Below are 17,467 nucleotides of genomic sequence, written 5' to 3'. Positions count from 1 at the left end.
CGCAGCATCGTTCAGGCCGCGGCGTTGTCAGGCAAGGTATTTCGTAAACCAGTCGACCGTTCGCTGCCAGGCGAGCTTGGCTGCCGCTTCGTCGTAGCGGGGTGTGGAATCATTGTGAAAGCCGTGATTGACGTCGGGATAGACATAGGCCTCGTAGGTTTTTTGAGACGATTTCAGCGCAGCTTCGTAGGCCGGCCAGCCTTCGTTGATCCCCTTGTCCAGCCCGGCATAGTGGAGAAGCAACGGCGCCTTGATCTTCGGCACGTCCTCGGCGCGCGGCTGCCGGCCGTAAAAGGGCACGGCTGCGGCAAGTTCCGGATAGGCGACCGCCGCAGCATTGGCGACGCCGCCGCCATAGCAGAAACCGGTGATGCCGACCTTGCCGGTGGTGAGATCGCTGTGCATCAAAAATTCGACCGCCGCGAAGAAATCGTTCATCAGCTTTTCCGGGTCGACCTTCTGCTGGAGCTCCCGCCCCTTTTCATCGTTGCCGGGATAGCCTCCGACCGAGGTCAGGCCATCCGGTGCAAGTGCGATGAAACCCGCCTTTGCCACGCGCCGCGCCACATCTTCGATATAGGGGTTCAGGCCTCTATTCTCGTGAACGACCACCACGGCGGCGATTTTGCCGGTCGCGTTTTTGGGGCGGACGAGATAGCCGCGGACATCTCCATTTCCTTTCGGCGAAGGATAGGTGATGTATTCGGCTGATATATCGGGGTCAGTGAACTCGACCTGGGTCGCCAGCGCATAGTCAGGGCTCAGTGATGCAAGAATGGCGGCTGCCGTCACGCCGCCGACAGCGAATTTGCCGGCCCGGTCGAGAAACTCGCGCTTGGTAATTCTCCCGTGCGCGTAATAATCGTAGAGTTCGAGAAGTTCCTGAGGGAAATCCTTGGCTGTCATACGTGTCATGATGGCTCCTCCTTGCCTCCGGCTTGTCGCCCCATCCTACACACGTAAACTCGCGGCTCTTTTCAACATTTCGCGAGTTCCGCGTGAGCTTGCCGGGGCGATTGCTGGCTGCGCCAACAGGCGCCGAATTCGCGGCCCTGGCTTCAAGAGATGCGCACTATTGCCATTGGCAATCGGCGTCCGGCCGGTCGCAGCCAGCAATCGACCGCCGGCTACCGATCTATGAAAATTAATTTCATACTCGCGCTTTGAGGCCCGTTTTCTATTGACGCCTCCCGATTTTTGTCCCAACTTAAAGAAAATAAATTACTAAATGGGAACTTGATCGGCATGAAAGTGGGAATCATCGGGCTAGGATTCCGGCTCGGCTATCTCGGCTATGTTTTCAAGGCAATCGATAGCAGCTTCGACATCGTAGGCTATGTGGATCCGGAACCCGCCGGACTTCCCGGATTGACGGAAAAGGGAATTTCGGTCGGCAAGGCCTATGGTTCGCCGGAGGAGCTCCTCGCTTCGGAAAAGCTCGATCTCCTGATGATCGGCTCCCCCAATCACATGCATCTCGATCATATCAGGCTCGGACTTCAGGCCGGTCTCAAGGTTTTCTGCGAAAAGCCGATCGTCACCACGATCGCCGAAAGCATCGAACTTGCCCATCTGATGGCAAAATTCGGCCACGAGCGGCTGATGGTCGGCCTCGTATTGCGCTATTCTCCTCTTTATAAGGATCTCCGCGCCATCCAGGCCGAGGGCAAGCTCGGTCAGATCGTGTCGATCGAGGCCTCCGAACATATCGAGCCTTATCACGGCGCCTTCTTCATGCGCGACTGGCGCCGCTATGAGCGCTATTCCGGCAGCTTCATGCTGGAGAAATGCTGCCACGACCTCGATCTCTATAATGGTGTCGTCGGCGCGCGGCCTGAGCGCGTCGCAAGTTTCGGCGGCCGCAAGAGCTTCACTCCGGCCAACGACCCGGCGCGCGAAGGTATCAACGACCTCGAGCTTTTTCACCGCAAGCCGAGCGGGTGGATGGGATCGGACAAGGTCTTCGACAGCGATGCCGATATCATCGACTATCAGGTGGCGATCGTCGAATATGCCAATGGCGTCGGCATGAACTTTCACACCAATCTCAATGTGCCCGATCAATTCCGCCGTTTTGCCATCATGGGCTCGCGCGGCATGGCCGAAGGCGATTTCGTCCGCGGCTATCTCGATGTGCACGAACAGCTGACCGGCAACAAGATTGTCGAAAACAAATATGCCGCCACCGAGCTCTCCCAGCACTACGGCGCCGATGAACAGATGGCGAGCGACCTGCTTGAAAGCGTGCGCACCGGGCTCGAACTTCCTGTTTCCACGCTGAATGCGCTCGAGGCCGGCATCCTCGCCTTGGCGATGGACGAAGCGAGGATGAAGAAAGCGGTCGTCGATCTGCGTCCGATCTGGGACCGCTTCGACGAAGCCCTTCACGCAAGAGCGGCTTGAGGAGGGCGGCAAGATGAGTGTTCAAAGAAGCACCTTCATCTTCGCTTGCATCCTTCTTCTTCCGGCTGTGCTCTATGTTCTGGCGATCGTCGCCTATCCGCTGGTCGATACCTTCATTCTCTCTTTCACCGACGCGTCCCTCAGGAAGACCACCAATTGGGTCGGATGGGCCAATTACGAGAAGATCTTCAACGAGCGGTTTGCAGAAGTTATCATCCGTACGTTCATCTGGACATTCTTCTCGGTCGCCCTGAAAATGGTGATTGGCACTTTCGGTGCGACCATGCTGAATGCCGCGGTCCCCGGCCGCTCGCTGTTCCGGCTTTTGACCATGCCGCCATGGATCGTGCCGATGGCGATCGGCATCTTCATGTGGGGCTGGATGTATAACGGCCAGTTCGGGATGATATCAGGCATGTTGCAGCGCTTCGGTCTGGTCGATGGTCCGGTCGCCTTCCTCGCTTATGGAAGCACCGCCTTCTGGGCAACGATCATCACCGACGTGTGGATCGGCGTGCCGCTGGTGACGATCTACTTCCTGGCCGCAATCCAATCCATTCCGAAGGATCTCTACGAGGCTGCCTGGACCGATGGCGCCGGCCGCTGGTACCGTTTCCGCCGCATCACGCTGCCGCTGATGGTTCCGGCGATCATCACCATGTCGATGCTGTCGCTGATCGCTACCTTCAACTCGTTTGACATCATCTGGATCCTGACGCAGGGCGGACCGAGCGGCGAGACGACGACGATGATCATCGATACCTATCAGACCGCGATCGGCTCGAAGAAATACGGTGAAGGTGCAGCGCGCGCCGTTTTGATCTGCATCTTCCTGTCGCTTTTTTGCTTCGCCTATTTCCGCGTCACCCGCCGCCTCAATCCGGAGAAGCGCGCATGAGCAATGCAGCCATGATCGACCGTTACCGCTGGTGGGAAATCATCCTGATCTATTGCGGCATCGCGCTGTTTCTTTTCTTCGTGCTGTCGCCCTTCGTCGAAGGTTTCCTGGTTTCGCTGAAGCCGCTCAGCCAGCTCTTCTCCTCGCCCTACCGCTTCTGGCCGGAGAACGGCTCGTTTGAAGCCTATCGGACGATGTGGATCAGCGTGCCGGGCTTCGGGCGCTATATCTTCAACTCGTTCTTCATCTCGATCATCGTCACGCTGATCGTGCTCTGCCTCGTCATTCCGGCGGCCTATGCCTTTGCGAAGTTCGAGTTCAAGGGCATGGGGATCCTGCTCGGCGCGTTCCTGACGGTGAACATGTTCTCCGGCGCCGTGCTGTTGATCCCGCTCTTCCGGCTGATGCGCAGCATCGGTGTGCTCAACACCTATCTCGCCATGATTGTGCCGGGCGTCGCCTTCCTGATTCCGTCGGCGATCTGGCTGCTGCGCACCTACATGATCCGTATTCCACAGGAACTCAACGAAGCGGCCTACATGGATGGCGCCAGCCATTTCTACACGCTGCGCCGTGTCATCCTGCCCATTGCGATGCCGGGGATTATCGTCGTCGCCATCACCACCTTCATCGGCGCCTACGCCCAGCAATTCATCTTCGCGCTGACGTTCAACTCGAAGACCGAATACATGCCCTTGCCGGTGGGGCTCTTTGCTTACTTCGGCAAGCAGGAGGTCATCTGGAACGAACTGATGGCGGCTTCCTTCGTCGGTATCGCGCCGGCGATGGTCGTCATCTTCTTCCTTCAGCGCTACCTTGTCGGCGGGCTGACCGCCGGTGCGGTGAAACAATAAGACCAAAAAACGAGTGAACAGCTAACACAAGAATGGGAGTCACGACGTGAGCATTACAATCAAGACAGGCCTTATGGCGCTCGCCCTGCTCGGTTCGACGGCACTGACCGCCGTCACTGCCCAGGCGGCCGACAAGGAAATCAGCTGGATCTATTGCGGCGACACGATCGACCCGGTCCACATCAAATACATCAAGCAGTGGGAAGAAAAGAACGCAGGCTGGAAGGTCGCCCCCGAAGTCGTCGGATGGGCGCAGTGCCAGGACAAGGCAACGACGCTCGCCGCCGCCGGTACGCCGGTGGCGATGGCCTATGTCGGTTCGCGCACGCTGAAGGAATTCGCGCAGAACGACCTCATCGTTCCGGTGCCGATGACGGACGACGAGAAGAAGACCTACTATCCGCACATCGTCGACACGGTCACCTTTGAGGGCTCACAGTGGGGCGTTCCGATCGCCTTCTCTACCAAGGCGCTCTACTGGAACAAGGATCTCTTCAAGCAGGCCGGCCTCGATCCCGAGACGCCGCCGAAGACCTGGGCCGAAGAAATCGAGATGGCAAAGACCATCAAGGAAAAGACCGGCATTCCGGGCTTCGGTCTCTCCGCCAAGACGTTCGACAACACGATGCACCAGTTCATGCATTGGGTTTACACCAATAATGGCGCGGTGATCGATGCCGACGGCAAGGTCACGCTCGACAGCCCTGAGATTCTTGCTGCACTGAAGGCCTACAAGGACATCGTTCCCTACGCCGAAGAAGGCCCGACGGCCTACGAGCAGAACGAAGTCCGCGCCATCTTCCTCGACGGCAAGGTCGCGATGATCCAGGCAGGCTCGGGTGCGGCCGACCGCCTGAAGAAAACGAAGATCAGCTGGGGCATCACGACACTGCCGCTCGGTCCCGACGCCAAGGGCCCCGGCACGCTGCTGATCACCGACAGCCTGGCGATCTTCAAGGGTTCGGGGGTCGAGGACAAGGCGACGGAATTCGCCAAGTTCATCACCTCGCCCGATGTGCAGTCCGAATACGAACTGCAGGGCGGCGCCGGCCTCACCCCGCTGCGCCCGTCCGCAAAGGTCGATGAATTCGTCGCCAAGGATCCCTATTGGAAGCCCTTGATCGACGGCATCAGCTATGGTGGTCCGGAGCCGCTCTTCACCGACTATAAGGGCTTCCAGAACTCGATGATCGAGATGATCCAGTCCGTGGTGACGGGCAAGGCCGAGCCGGAGGCAGCACTCAAGAAGGCTGCCGGCGAAGTCGAGGCGTTCAAGTAAGCTTCTTTGGGATCGCGGGAGGCAACATCCGCGATCCCTCCCCTACAGCGCCGCGCGTCTTTTCGAGAGGCGCAACGGACGCTGTAGCACTTTGAATTGCTGCATAATTTTATCCTTAAATCGAATCCGATTATGGAATTATGCAGGGATAGTAATCGAATGTGCGACGAAGGCCGCTGGCGGAGACAGATTTTTGGGACAGCTCTTTCTCAACAAAGTTCAGAAGTTCTATGGCGATTACGAAGTTCTGAAGGGCGTGCAGCTCGATGTGAAGAACGGCGAGTTCGTCGTCTTCGTCGGCCCGTCAGGCTGCGGCAAGTCCACCCTGCTGCGCATGATTGCCGGTCTCGACGCGACGAGCGCGGGCGACATCGTCATCGATGGTATCAGGGTCAATGACCTGCCGCCGGTCAAGCGCGGCATCGCCATGGTGTTCCAGTCCTACGCACTCTACCCGCACATGACAGTCTTCGAGAACATCGCCTTTCCGCTTCGCGTCGAAAAGATGGAGGAGGAAAAGCTCAAGGCCAAGGTGGAGAATGCAGCGCGCATCCTTCACCTCGAACAGCGGCTGCAACAGAAACCCGGCATGCTTTCCGGCGGCCAGCGCCAACGCGTCGCGATCGGCCGGGCAATTGTGCGCGAACCGAAGATATTCCTGTTCGACGAGCCGCTGTCCAACCTCGACGCAGCACTTCGCGCCGACATGCGCATCGAGCTTGCCAAGCTGCATAGGCAGTTGAAGGCGACGATGATCTACGTGACGCACGACCAGGTCGAGGCCATGACCATGGCCGACCGTATCGTCGTGCTGGATTCCGGCGATATCTCCCAGACTGGGGCGCCGCTGGAGCTTTATCACAAGCCCAGAAATCAGTTTGTCGCCGGCTTCATCGGTAATCCGAAAATGAATTTTCTTCCCGTGACCTGTAAAAGCGTCAGCGCCAATGGCGTCGAGGTGGATTATCAGGGCCAGACAGCCCTTTTGCCCGTGGCGCCGCGCGACGGCATTGTCGGCAAGGCTTTGACGCTCGGCATCCGGCCGGAGCATATCCAGCTTAACGGCGGCGATATCGTCTTTACCGTGACGCCGACGGTTATCGAGCGCCTCGGGGCAAATACGGTCGCTTACGCCTCGCTCAACGGAGAGGCCGAAAATTTCTGCGCCATGCTGCCGGGCAGCGTCGGCATCCGCGCGGACGTGCCGGTTGCAACCGGCATCAATGCCGCAGATTGCCACCTCTTCGACGAGGCGGGCATAGCTTTCGAGCGGCGCGTGGAACTGACCGAAATCGATATGAACGTGATCAATCCGACGGCGGCCTGAGCCGACTGGCCCTGTTTCGGCGGTTCGTCCTGCCAGGGGTCGGATTCGGCTAGGCGCGAATGACACCCCAAGCAATTACGGCTGCCCGCCGGCATGATTTCGGGGTGCTTTTCACTCCACGAACGTCTTTGGACAATCTCCTGCAGATAGCAGAGTCCGGCCCGCGAAGGTGCCTGTTGCTCCAGTTGCTGCTGGTAAATCCAAGATCAGTGGTAAGCGGTAGGATCAGCCTTCCGCCATTGTTGAGCCGGTCCAGCCAGATACCTGCTGGTCGAGTTGCGCCGGCGTTCATATTCCACCCCATGCGGGTGATTAGATCACGAATTCCTCCATGCCGCCACAGAACCTCTGGCAATCGGACGGCAGTTCTCGCGGCGTTCGGTCCGCTTTTCTTATAATGCCCGGAGGCTAAACCAAGCCTTTTGACCGCGGGCGTTGCGAAGCCCGCGGTCAGTCGTCACGCCTCTGCACCAAATCCGTAGCGGGCAACGGTCACCAGAAACAGCAGCATCGAGGCCAAAGTCAGTATCGCGCCGGCACTCGCCAGAGCGGGCGAACCTCCGGCCATGACCATGGCAATACCGGGGACCATGAGAGCGACACCGAGGATGGCAAGTCCGGCGTGAACGCGGGGAAGTATCCCCCGCGCTGCGGTGGGGGTCAGCCGGTAGTACAGGCCAAACAACGCTAGCGTCGTCCATCCCACCAGGTTGAGATGCGCATGGGCCGGCGCCAGCAAGTGGTCCTCGCTGATTGCCATCTGGATCCCCCAAACCATGCCAGAGGTGACACACACGACCGCTGCGAGAAAAAAGATAAAGGCGATGTCACGCATATCAGCCTCTCTGCGCCAGCCCGGGGCCGGTAAACTGCGAGCCATAGCGTGCCGCACATTCGGCAACCGCGGCGATGTCACGCGGTATTTGAAAACCGGCTGCGGCGACTTCTTCGAAAAAACCTTCAAAGCCACCCGGCGTCAGCACGGCGATGCAAACAGCGCCGTCGGGACCGGTGCGGAAGCTATGACGCTTGCCACGTGGGATATGCGCAGTCTCCATCGGACCGCGCCGAAACACGGTGCCCTCAAGTTCGAAATCAATGACGCCTTCCAGCACAAGGAAGGTTTCGTCCTCGGCCTCATGGATGTGCGAAGGCGGGCCCTCAAGCGGGCCGGCAACGCCGTGGACGATGGACATGGCGCCTTGCGTTTCGGCGGAGGACAACAGGATGCGATAGGTGGTGCCGTTCCAGCTATGAGACTGCTGTGGCTGGGTATATATGTTCATGATACAGGGACCTTCGTGGTTGGTTGATCGGAAGGCCCCCGAAATAGCGCGCCGCCGGGCTTGTGATAAATTGGATGATTATATCGACTGAATTGATCCCATGAATTTATCCGCCTTCGACCTCAACCTATTGAAAGTGCTGGATGCCTTGTTGCGCGAACGGTCTACCGTGCGCGCCGGGGAGCGGGTTGGCCTATCGCAGCCGGCCGTGTCGGCGGCCCTTGGGCGGTTGCGCGCCGCCTTCGGCGATCCACTGCTGATGCGTGATGGCCAGCAAATGCGCCCGACCGAATTTGCACTTGCTTTGGTGTTGCCGCTGACGCAACTGCTTGAGGATTCAAGCCGCCTCTTAAACCCGGCAAGCTTCGATCCGGTGAGTGCGGTGCAGACTTTCCGCATTGCAGCGTCGGATTTTTTCACCGAGATGATGCTACCCGGCCTAATGGCTAACCTGGAACAGCGGGCACCGGGCATTTCGCTGCGCTATACCGACTCGCTCAATCTTCAGACCATGGACGACCTACGAGAAGCCAGGCTGGATCTGATCTTGTTGCCTGCGGGCAATTTTTCGCCCTGGGTCGATTGGCGACCCATCTTTCATGCCAGTTACGCTGTTGTTGCGCGGCAGGATCATCCGGTTCTACGCCAGCACGGTGTTACGCCGGCGGCGGCGATGCCCGTCGAACTGTATTGCAGTCTGCGCCACGCCGCCTTCCGCGTCATCGAGATGGCGCCCGATCGAGAAACTGCCGCACTTGCTGCATTGGGCCTGCAACGTGAGGTCGTCCTCTCGGTACCGACCTTTGCGGCCGTCTTGCGGTCTGTGGCCGCGACAAACCTTGTCGGAATTGTACCGCGCCGGATGGCCGTGAAAGTGGCCATTGCAGAGGGGCTTGCCATTCATCCGCTGCCCTTTGCTTTGCCGCCAACACTGTTGGCAATGATTTGGCACCGGCGCAATTCGGCCTCCCGTGCACACACTTGGCTGCGCGATCAGGTCTCCGAAATACTCACGCCACTCGATGATCTTGAACAATCCAGCGTCGGGGGAAGCGCTGGCAATCTCGATTGATTGCGGGCTAGGTTTGCGTCCCGTATCGAGCGCTATGGAACGGCTGCTCTCTCAATACTTAGAAGCCGAAAACCGACCGTCAGTTTCCGGCCCAAATCGGTCATCCGTCGGTGCTGAGCTGATGTCTGTTATTGGCGCAACGAAATCATCCGCCGCGTGCATGTCTTGCGATATCAGCGACTGCATTCTTGCTGATACCGAGACCGCGAGCAATCAGCCAATCACTGCGGTCGTCGGTGATCAGGGCCACTTCGCCTTCAATCGGAACCGACCTCTACCAGACGAGGCCGCGGGCGGCGACTTCCTCGACGCGGGTGACGATGCCGCCCCGATGGAAGACCATCGTGTCGAACAGATTGGACACGACGCAGGTGTGGTTCGGGATGATGAAGAGCTTCTGGCCGATCTGCGGCCGGGGGCCGGTGCAATTCGACAGGTCGATCACGCCGTGTTCTTCCGAGAGGCTGCTGATCCGCGCCTCGGGATAGCCGACGATCAGCCCGTAATCGCTAAAACCCTGAAGATCCGATGTCAGCGCCTTCGACCCGGCATCGATGACGGCACGGTCGGCGTTTGGCCGCGACACGACGGTCGCCAGCACGTGCATCGCGCAATCGTCCTCGGTGCAATGGCCCATGCGCACCATCTGGCGATCGTTGTAGATATAGGTGCCGGCGCGGTGTTCCGTGGCCGAGGTGACGAGATGCGCCTCGAAGAGGCTCGGCGTTCCGCCATTGCTGACGATCGGGCAGGTTATGCCTTCCGATGTCAGCTGTTCGAGCGTTTCGGCGATGAAGGCTTCCACGGCGGCGGCCGATTGCGGTTTCGGATAGGTCACGATGCCGCCGAAGGTGAGGCCGTCAGCAGCGGCGATGCGCTTGGCGAGCGAGGCCGCCTCCCCCGGGGTCTGCACGCCGCAGCGGCTGCCGCCGGTATCGCATTCGACCAGCACGTTCAGCGGCTTGTGGCCGGAGAAATGTGCTGCGAGCCCGTCGACCGTCACTTCGCTGTCGGCGACGACCTTGAGGGCCGAAATTCTCTCGTTCAACTTGGCCAGCCGCTCGAGCTTCTGCGGTCCGAGGATATTGAAGGTGATGAGGATGTCCTCGAAGCCGGCTTCGGCAAAGACTTCGGCTTCCGTGACCTTCTGGCAATTGATGCCCTTGGCGCCTGCGGCAACCTGCGCAACGGCCAGGGCCGGGATCTTGTGCGTCTTGATATGCGGTCGAAAGTTCAGCCCGTGCTGATCCATATAGGATTGAACGCGGCTTATGTTTGCAGCCAACCTGTCTTCGTCGATCACAGGGCGCGGCGTCGAGAGATCGGCGATCCTGTCGCCTGCCTTGGCGACGACGGCAAACCTGTTGTCATGCATCTAGGCGGCTCCGCGTTCTGGTCCGTGTGGATCGGCGACGATCGGCCATATGGTCTTCGGTGCCCGCCGGTACGGTGTCGTCGCCGGATTATTGGGATAAGGCGTTCCGGCGGAGCAGTAAAGGATCTCCGCCGCGATCTTCGAGAAGGACGCGAAGAAGTGGTTTGTGGATTTGATCACCAGGATCTTCTGCCTGGCGGGATCGATGCCCATCGCCGAAAAAAGGCTCGGATCGAAGCTTTGAGCGCGCGTCGAATTGAGGATGATGTCGATACCGTTGAGGACGATATGTGCGGCATCGCCGAAAGGTGCGAGGCTCTCGCCGAACTGCATCTCGGCATTCTTCACCAGCTTGACGACCTTGATGGTGCCGTCGACAGGATTGCCGGTGCCGGGCGCCGACTTGGCGCCGAAGCGCAGTGGAATTTCCGCCCCCTCGCCTGCCGCAAAACAAATCTGGACGGCCACCGGATCCCAGATGGTGCCAATCGCAGCACTCCTGACGCCGCGGGCCATGAGCTCCCCGAGGATGACAGTCGCATCCCCTGCGGTGCCGCCACCCGGATTGTCCCAGACGTCGGCAATGACAACAGGCCATGCGGTGGCAGTCATCGCGCGCGAGACGGCTTCCTTCTCGTCGATCTGCGGGACCATGAAGGTGCCACGCTTCGAAAATAGCTCAAGGCCGAGCTCGCGCGCCAAAACCGCGCCCTTTCCCGACTTGTTATCAGTCACGACAAGCAGCTTCGTCCCCATTTCGGGAACGTCGCCCACCATGAAGCCATGGATCACCGAGATCGACAGGATGTCCGGATCATCCCTCTCGATCTGCATGATCTTGTCGACGAAGGAACGCATGGGCTCGCGCGATGTCGGGAAGACGTCGATCATCTTGCAGTCGAACACCGACATAACAGGCTTGATCCGGCCTTCAAGCGTTTCGACCGTAATGCGCCAGAGATCCTCAGCGCGGTCGACGAAGTCCGTATGTGGAAACTCCTTGAAATATACAGCGAAATTAAGCGCTGCGACGCGTTTTGCGGTGAGATGGCTGTGTGGATCGAGTTCGGCGCAGATGAGGACATCAGGCCCGACGATCTCGCGGATGCGCGACAGCAGATCGCCTTCGGTATCCTCGTATCCGGCGGCCACCATGGCGCCGTGCAGGCCCATGACGACAGCGTCGACAGGCATTGCCGCGCTGAGTTGACCGAGGATTTCGTCACGCAATTCCTCGTAGGTCGCCCGGTTGACGAGGCCTGCGGGGTCGGCCCAGGTGGCGGTTCCCTCAATCAGTTCCCAGCCCTTTTCAGCGGTGACGCGCCTTCCGACGGTGATCGGCGCGGTGCAGAGCGTTGGCGTTTCGGGATGTTGGCCGGGCGGGGCATAAAGAGAGGCTTCGAATGCGCGACGATCCACGCAGATCGGGGAAAAGGTGTTGGTCTCGGTCGCCAGTGCTGCCGTGAAAATGCGCAAGAAAGTCGCCTTCGTGTTGTCGGCCCCGCGTCAACCCATCGGGTTCGGCAGATAGCCGGTGAAACCTGAGATCTTCCAGCGTCCTTGGTGAAGCCTGCAATAATAGAGCGTCTGCCATTGCATGACGTCTCGGGTACCGTCAGGCTTTGAAATGCCGCCGTCGAATTTCTTGCGGACAAGCGCCATGTCGCCTTCGATTTCGATATCTTCCAGCGTTGTCGTGGTGAAGATCGCCGTGCGCGTATCTTCCGCGAAACTCTGTTTGGCGAAATCCTCTGCCTGCCTCAGCCATTCCTGGCGATAGGCCGACAGCGTCGGAAATGCGAGGCGCCACTTGTCGGGGCTGACTTCCTTTTGGCCATCGATACCGATGAAGCCCTCTTCCACGAAGTCATGTTCGACCATCGACCAATCGGCGGCCAGAAAGGCATCGATATCGCGCGGAACGAGCATCTCCCAGATAGCGTACCGGGCGCTGTCGGACGGGAAAGGATTCTTGAAAGGATCGCGCATATCTGCCCCAGATTGAAATTCTTTTCATAAATCGTGTTTTTCACTGGTCAAATTCTGCTTTCTATGGTCACTTGTCAACTTATCAAGAAAATAATTTGCAAGGACTTCAGCATGCCCATCAAGCGCTATGGCACTGTTCAAACGGGCGCCGGCGGCAAGGCATTGCCTTTCGCACGTGCGGTCGAAGCCGACGGATGGCTGTATGTTTCCGGCCAGGTTGCGATGGAAGATGGCGAAATCATCGACGGCAACATCATTGCTCAGACCCATAAGACAATCGCCAATGTCCTGGCGATCCTCGATGAGGCAGGATACGGCGTCGAGGACGTCGTGCGCGTCGGCGTCTGGCTCGATGATCCGCGCGACTTCTGGACCTTCAATAAAATCTATCAGGAGTATTTCGGCGAACATCCGCCGGCACGCGCCTGTGTGCAATCGTCGATGATGGTTGATTGCAAGGTTGAGATCGACTGCGTGGCCTATAAGACGAAGGATAAATAGAGAACCATCGGGGGGACGGGCTTGGATATCTTTTCAACGCTGCAGGAAGACAAGAGCAGGCTCTCTCCCTCCGAGAGCCGCATCGCGGAGATCATTGTCAACGATTTCGAGTTTGCCGTGAATGCCTCGATCATCGAGCTTGCGGAACGAGCCGAGGTGTCGCCGCCGACCGTCACCCGCTTTTGCCGGCGGCTCGGTTGCGAGAGCTTTTCCGACTTCAAGGTGCAACTCGCCCGTACCGCCCATATCGGCGTTCGCTATCTGAAACCGGAGTCGAAAAGCACCGATCCGGCCGATGTCGCCCAGGATATCATTACCAAGGCCCAGAACGCGCTCTTTCTCCTGCACCGGTCGCTCGATCTTGCCGCGATCGAAGCCGCCGTTTCGCATATCGCCAAGGCCGATATGATCTATGCGTTCGGGTCGGGCGGCAATTCGTCGATGATCGCCGACGAACTCCAGAACCGGCTCTTCCGTCTCGGGCTTCGCATCACGGCAAGTTCCGACCACAGCATGCAGCTGATGATGGCTGCCGCGGCACGGCCGGGCGACGTGTTGATCGGCTCGTCCTTCTCCGGGCGGAATATGGAGCTGGTGCGGGCGTTCGAGCTTGCCCGCCAGACCAAGGTGAAGACGATCGCCCTGACCCAGACGGCCAGCCCGGTTGCCAAGGCTGCCGAAATTGTCGTGCCGATCGACCTTCCCGAAGGCAACAATATCTATCGCCCGACCTCCACGCGCATCGCCTACATCGCGACGGTCGATATCCTGTCGAGCCTGGTCGCCTACGCCGTTCAGCCAAAGGCGACGACCACGCTTCGGCGCATCAAGCAACAGCTGGTCATTCACCGCGACGGCGACGACCGGCAATTGCTTGGAGATTGAGGTTCATGAACGGGAGCGACAGAAAATGACGCAGTCGATAGCCATCGTTACGGGCGCTGCCGGCGATATCGGCGCGGCGATCGCCGCACGGCTCGCCGATGACCACGACATCGTGTTTCTCGCCGACATCGATGCTGCGGCTGCTTCTGCGGTGGCGTCGAAGCTCGGGCCGGACAATCGTTTCGTCGCCGTCGGATGCGATGTGACCAGCGAGACGAGCATCGCGGAGTTGGCAAGACGCGCTGCCGAGGTCGGTGTGGTTCGAACCCTGGTCAACAATGCCGGTGCCGCCCGCGCCACCAGCCTGCACGAGACGACGCCCGAGATCTGGCGGGCGGACAATGCGCTCAATCTGGAGGCTGCATTCTTATGTTTTCGTGCATTCGAGCCCATGTTGAACGCCTCGAAGGGTTCCGTCGTCAACATTGCCTCGGTCAACGGCATGCATGTGTTCGGGCACCCGGCCTATAGCGTCGCCAAGGCAGGCCTTCTGCATTTCACCCGATTGGTCGCCGTGGAATACGGCAAGTTCGGCATCCGCTCCAACGCCGTCGCACCCGGCACGGTGAAGACGCAGGCCTGGGAAGCACGCGCGGCAGCCAATCCGAATGTTTTCGAGGAAGCACGCCGCTGGTATCCGCTGCAGCGCGTTGTCGATCCGAAAGATGTTGCCAATGCCGTGGCCTTCCTTGCCGGTCCCCTGGCCGCAGCGATCACCGGCGTCTGCCTGCCTGTCGATTGCGGCCTCACGGCCGGCCAGGCCGAGCTCGCGCGAACCTTCTCGCAATCGGAACATTACTGAAATTCAGAGCGGTTCAACTTTTCATGGAACCGCAGAACCGCTCTAACTTTTTGTTTTTACGCAATTCCGGACGAAAAACCGCTTCGCACTTTTCCTGGAATTGCTCCAGAGGAAGACGAGAGGAGCAGGTTGTGAAGCCGGCTTACTTCTGATCGATGACCGCATGAGCCGACTTTTTCCCGACGTCTTCCGCAATCCGGCGATCCGCGCCAGCATGATCGCCATTTTCACCTTCGGCATGGCGGGGGCGATGACCGCACCCTATCGTTCGGTCGTGGGTATCCGCGAATTGGGCTTGAGCGACGGCCTCTATTCCTTCCTGAGTTTCGTCTCGGCGGCGGTCAACGTCGTCATCAGCATTCTGCTCGGCAATCTCGCCGACCGGCTTGGCGAGTACCGGTCGACGATGATCGGCGCCTGCCTCTTCGGCATCGTCGGCTACGGCATGGTCTACGCGTTTCCGACTGCGGCCATATTCGTCATCAGCGGCTTGCTTCCCCTGCCGATCTACGGGGCGCTGAACTCGCTGCTGTTTGCCAATGCGCGCGCGGCGATGCACGGCATGAACCGAAGCGACATGGTGACGGCCAACTCGGGCGTGCGCGCCATGATCTCGCTGTCCTGGGTGCTGATCCCAGGGATAACCGGCCTGCTGCTGTCAGGCGCATCGAGCATGCTGCCGGCCTACCTTTTTGCCAGCATCTCGTGCCTGCTCTGCCAGGGGATCATCGTCTTCGCCTTGCCGAAGCGGACGGGAACGGAGATGGCCGCGGCTCATCATCTCAGCTATCTCGGCGCGCTTCGCCAGGTGGTTTCGCCGCGCATCTCGGCGCATATTTGCGGGGTGGCGCTGATCACCAGCACGCTGCATCTCAACGACGCCCTTCTGCCATTGATCGCCACTGGCGCTGCGCATGGCAGGCTGAGCGACGTCGGCATTCTCGTCGGCATCGTCGCATTGCTGGAAGTCGTCTTCATCATCGTCTGGTCGCGGATCGCGCGGAAGGCCGGCCAGATGACAGCGCTTGCCGCCGGTACCATCATCTATGCCGTGTTCCTCAGCCTGCTCGGCTTTGCCTCCGAGCCGTGGCACCTCTATGCGCTCACCTTGCTTGCAGGCATGGGAGCGTCGGCGATCATCAGCATTCCGATCACCTATCTGCAGGATCTGATCGCCGACCGGCCGGGGCTCGGCAGCGCACTGATCTCCGTCAATATCTTTGCCAGCGCCGGGATCGGCGCGCTGGTCTTTGCCGCCGGCACCTATGTGACAGGCTATCCGGGAACCGCGATCCTGAGCGCCGTCACCGGATTGGCGGGGATAGCGATCATCGGCCTCCTGCATAGAGGCAAAGCCCACTAAAGCGCGTCACGATCTTTCAGATTCGCTTGTCGCGCTTTAGGTCTTTGTTCTTACGCATGTCGTTGTCGCAAAAGCGCTGTACACTTTTGCGCGACATGCTTTAGTCCAGGGACGTGACGAAGAATGTGGCTTTCATCGGTGTTCGTCTTGTGACAAGGGTGACGCACCATTTCTTTGAAGGCGACATGAAGGCGATTTCCGGCACGAATCTCGAGCAGGCCAAGTCTCACAACCGGCGTGTGGTCATCGAGGCTGTCCGCACGAATGGTCCCTTGTCGCGCGCAGCGATCGCCCGGATGACGGCGCTGACCGCCCAGACCGTGTCCAATATCGTCGAGGAACTGGAGCGATCGCACCTTCTCGTTCCGTCAGAGGCGCAGAAGCTGGCGCGCGGCCAGCCGATCATCCCTTACACCATCAATCCGCGCGGCGCCTATTCGATAGGCCTCGAACTTGGCCGCCAGCGCGCAAGCGGCGTTCTGACGGATCTCTCCGGCGCTGTCTGCGCGCGCATCGAGCGGCATGTCGAACATCCGGATCCGCAACGGGCCATGCCGGCGCTCCAAGCCATCGTCGAGGATCTTCAGCAGGCCTTCGCATTCGACCGGAACAGGCTGCTCGGCGTCGGGATGGCCCTGCCCGGCCGCTATGCCGATGGCGGCACCACCTCTCTCAGCCCGTTAAACCTGCCCGGTTGGCAGGGTTTTCCTGTCGGGCATGAGCTGGAACAGCGGGTAAAAGTGCCGGTGCTCGTCGAGAACGATGCGACGGCAGCAGCGATCGGCGAGCGTCTTCACGGTGTCGCCCGCGGTTTGGGCAGCTTCGTCTATCTGTTTCTCGCCGGCGGCGGCGGCATCGGTGCCGGGATGTTCCTCGATGGCCACCTCTACAAGGGCAGCCGCAACAATGCCGGCGAGATCGGGCATATCATCGTCGAACCGCATGGCAAGCTCTGCAGCTGTGGCAAGCGCGGCTGTCTGGATCGCTACGTCTCGCCGGCGGTTGCCTACGAATTCATGGGCATTGCCAATGCCGAGGAGCTGTCGCCCGACGATCTCGATGCGCTGATCGCCAAGGGCAGCGAAGGTCTCGACGCCTGGCTGGATCAGGCCGTCCAGCCGCTACGGCAGACCGTCGATTTTCTGGAGCTTGCCTTCGATCCGCAGACCATCGTGCTCGGCGGCAGCATCTCGACATCGCTGATGCTTCGGCTTGCAGAGCGGCTGGAGCCGCTGCACACCCCGATCGATCCCAACCAGAAGCGGACGGTACCTCGGGTGATGATCGGCATGACCGGCAAGGATACGGCAATCCTCGGCGCCGCCGCTCTGCCGATCTTTTCCGAAACCAATCCGCGCTTCGACGTCCTGCAAAAGCCGCTCGGCTAGAGCAATTCCAGCAAAAGTGCGTAGCGGTTTTGCGTCCGGAATTGC

The 17,467-nt window shown here is 59.7% G+C and carries 17 protein-coding genes; 11 read left to right on the top strand and 6 right to left on the bottom strand.

Annotated elements, in window-relative coordinates; all coding sequences use genetic code 11:
- Positions 1-27: 27 nt before the first annotated feature.
- Entirely contained in the window at positions 28-915 is an 888-nt protein-coding gene (gene yghX, locus ELH03_RS29040) for a YghX family hydrolase (protein ID WP_128412407.1), read from the bottom strand.
- Between the two features lie 330 nt (positions 916-1,245).
- Between yghX and ELH03_RS29035 the strand changes: the two genes are divergently transcribed.
- The 5 genes from ELH03_RS29035 to ELH03_RS29015 all read left to right on the top strand — a co-directional run bounded on the left by ELH03_RS29035 (position 1,246) and on the right by ELH03_RS29015 (position 6,761).
- Positions 1,246-2,403 carry a Gfo/Idh/MocA family protein gene (locus tag ELH03_RS29035; protein WP_130659703.1) on the top strand — a complete coding sequence of 386 codons (1,158 nt, stop codon included), beginning with the start codon at positions 1,246-1,248 and terminating at the stop codon, positions 2,401-2,403.
- Between the two features lie 13 nt (positions 2,404-2,416).
- Entirely contained in the window at positions 2,417-3,301 is an 885-nt protein-coding gene (locus ELH03_RS29030; protein WP_018495148.1) for a carbohydrate ABC transporter permease, read from the top strand.
- Complete coding sequence (locus ELH03_RS29025) at positions 3,298-4,155, top strand: carbohydrate ABC transporter permease (protein ID WP_018071212.1); 858 nt, start codon at positions 3,298-3,300, stop codon at positions 4,153-4,155. The genes ELH03_RS29030 and ELH03_RS29025 overlap by 4 nt, the downstream gene beginning before the upstream one ends.
- A 73-nt stretch (positions 4,156-4,228) precedes the next feature.
- Positions 4,229-5,434 carry an ABC transporter substrate-binding protein gene (locus tag ELH03_RS29020; protein WP_027687532.1) on the top strand — a complete coding sequence of 402 codons (1,206 nt, stop codon included), beginning with the start codon at positions 4,229-4,231 and terminating at the stop codon, positions 5,432-5,434.
- A gap of 193 nt (positions 5,435-5,627) precedes the next feature.
- Positions 5,628-6,761, top strand: coding sequence for an ABC transporter ATP-binding protein (locus ELH03_RS29015; protein ID WP_128412406.1), 1,134 nt, complete (start codon positions 5,628-5,630; stop codon positions 6,759-6,761).
- Positions 6,762-7,218: 457 nt separating this feature from the next.
- On the opposite strand, the gene ELH03_RS29005 is transcribed toward ELH03_RS29015, so the two are convergent.
- Together ELH03_RS29005 and ELH03_RS29000 are read right to left on the bottom strand one after the other, a co-directional pair.
- Positions 7,219-7,596, bottom strand: coding sequence for a hypothetical protein (locus ELH03_RS29005; protein ID WP_128412405.1), 378 nt, complete (start codon positions 7,594-7,596; stop codon positions 7,219-7,221).
- A gap of 1 nt (position 7,597) precedes the next feature.
- Positions 7,598-8,047, bottom strand: a complete 450-nt coding sequence (locus ELH03_RS29000) for a cupin domain-containing protein (protein ID WP_130657304.1) — start codon at positions 8,045-8,047, stop codon at positions 7,598-7,600.
- A gap of 100 nt (positions 8,048-8,147) precedes the next feature.
- On the opposite strand from ELH03_RS29000, the gene ELH03_RS28995 reads away from it, so the two are divergent.
- On the top strand, positions 8,148-9,119 hold the full coding sequence (locus ELH03_RS28995; protein ID WP_130659704.1) for a LysR family transcriptional regulator: 972 nt from the start codon (positions 8,148-8,150) through the stop codon (positions 9,117-9,119).
- A gap of 274 nt (positions 9,120-9,393) precedes the next feature.
- Here ELH03_RS28995 and ELH03_RS28990 read toward each other — a convergent pair whose 3' ends face one another.
- From ELH03_RS28990 to ELH03_RS28980, 3 genes are read right to left on the bottom strand one after another with little or no spacing between them, the layout of a single operon-like run.
- Positions 9,394-10,494 carry a D-TA family PLP-dependent enzyme gene (locus tag ELH03_RS28990; protein ID WP_130767100.1) on the bottom strand — a complete coding sequence of 367 codons (1,101 nt, stop codon included), beginning with the start codon at positions 10,492-10,494 and terminating at the stop codon, positions 9,394-9,396.
- On the bottom strand, positions 10,495-11,970 hold the full coding sequence (locus tag ELH03_RS28985) for a M81 family metallopeptidase (RefSeq protein WP_128404431.1): 1,476 nt from the start codon (positions 11,968-11,970) through the stop codon (positions 10,495-10,497).
- Positions 11,971-12,000: 30 nt separating this feature from the next.
- Positions 12,001-12,483 carry a hypothetical protein gene (locus ELH03_RS28980; protein ID WP_128404432.1) on the bottom strand — a complete coding sequence of 161 codons (483 nt, stop codon included), beginning with the start codon at positions 12,481-12,483 and terminating at the stop codon, positions 12,001-12,003.
- 111 nt (positions 12,484-12,594) lie between these two features.
- On the opposite strand from ELH03_RS28980, the gene ELH03_RS28975 reads away from it, so the two are divergent.
- The 5 genes from ELH03_RS28975 (at position 12,595) to ELH03_RS28955 (ending at position 17,422) form a co-directional block, all read left to right on the top strand.
- Positions 12,595-12,984, top strand: coding sequence for a RidA family protein (locus ELH03_RS28975; protein ID WP_128404465.1), 390 nt, complete (start codon positions 12,595-12,597; stop codon positions 12,982-12,984).
- Positions 12,985-13,005: 21 nt separating this feature from the next.
- On the top strand, positions 13,006-13,869 hold the full coding sequence (locus ELH03_RS28970) for a MurR/RpiR family transcriptional regulator (protein WP_130767099.1): 864 nt from the start codon (positions 13,006-13,008) through the stop codon (positions 13,867-13,869).
- A gap of 25 nt (positions 13,870-13,894) precedes the next feature.
- Positions 13,895-14,671, top strand: a complete 777-nt coding sequence (locus ELH03_RS28965; protein ID WP_130767098.1) for an SDR family oxidoreductase — start codon at positions 13,895-13,897, stop codon at positions 14,669-14,671.
- Positions 14,672-14,834: 163 nt separating this feature from the next.
- Positions 14,835-16,034 carry an MFS transporter gene (locus ELH03_RS28960; protein WP_130767097.1) on the top strand — a complete coding sequence of 400 codons (1,200 nt, stop codon included), beginning with the start codon at positions 14,835-14,837 and terminating at the stop codon, positions 16,032-16,034.
- 185 nt (positions 16,035-16,219) lie between these two features.
- Entirely contained in the window at positions 16,220-17,422 is a 1,203-nt protein-coding gene (locus tag ELH03_RS28955) for an ROK family transcriptional regulator (protein ID WP_128412398.1), read from the top strand.
- The last annotated feature ends 45 nt before the right edge of the window (positions 17,423-17,467 follow it).

The organism is Rhizobium beringeri (assembly GCF_004306515.1).
Lineage (GTDB): Bacteria > Pseudomonadota > Alphaproteobacteria > Rhizobiales > Rhizobiaceae > Rhizobium > Rhizobium beringeri.
The sequence above is the reverse complement of the archived record's forward strand: the minus strand, read 5'-3'. Positions and strand labels throughout refer to the sequence as shown.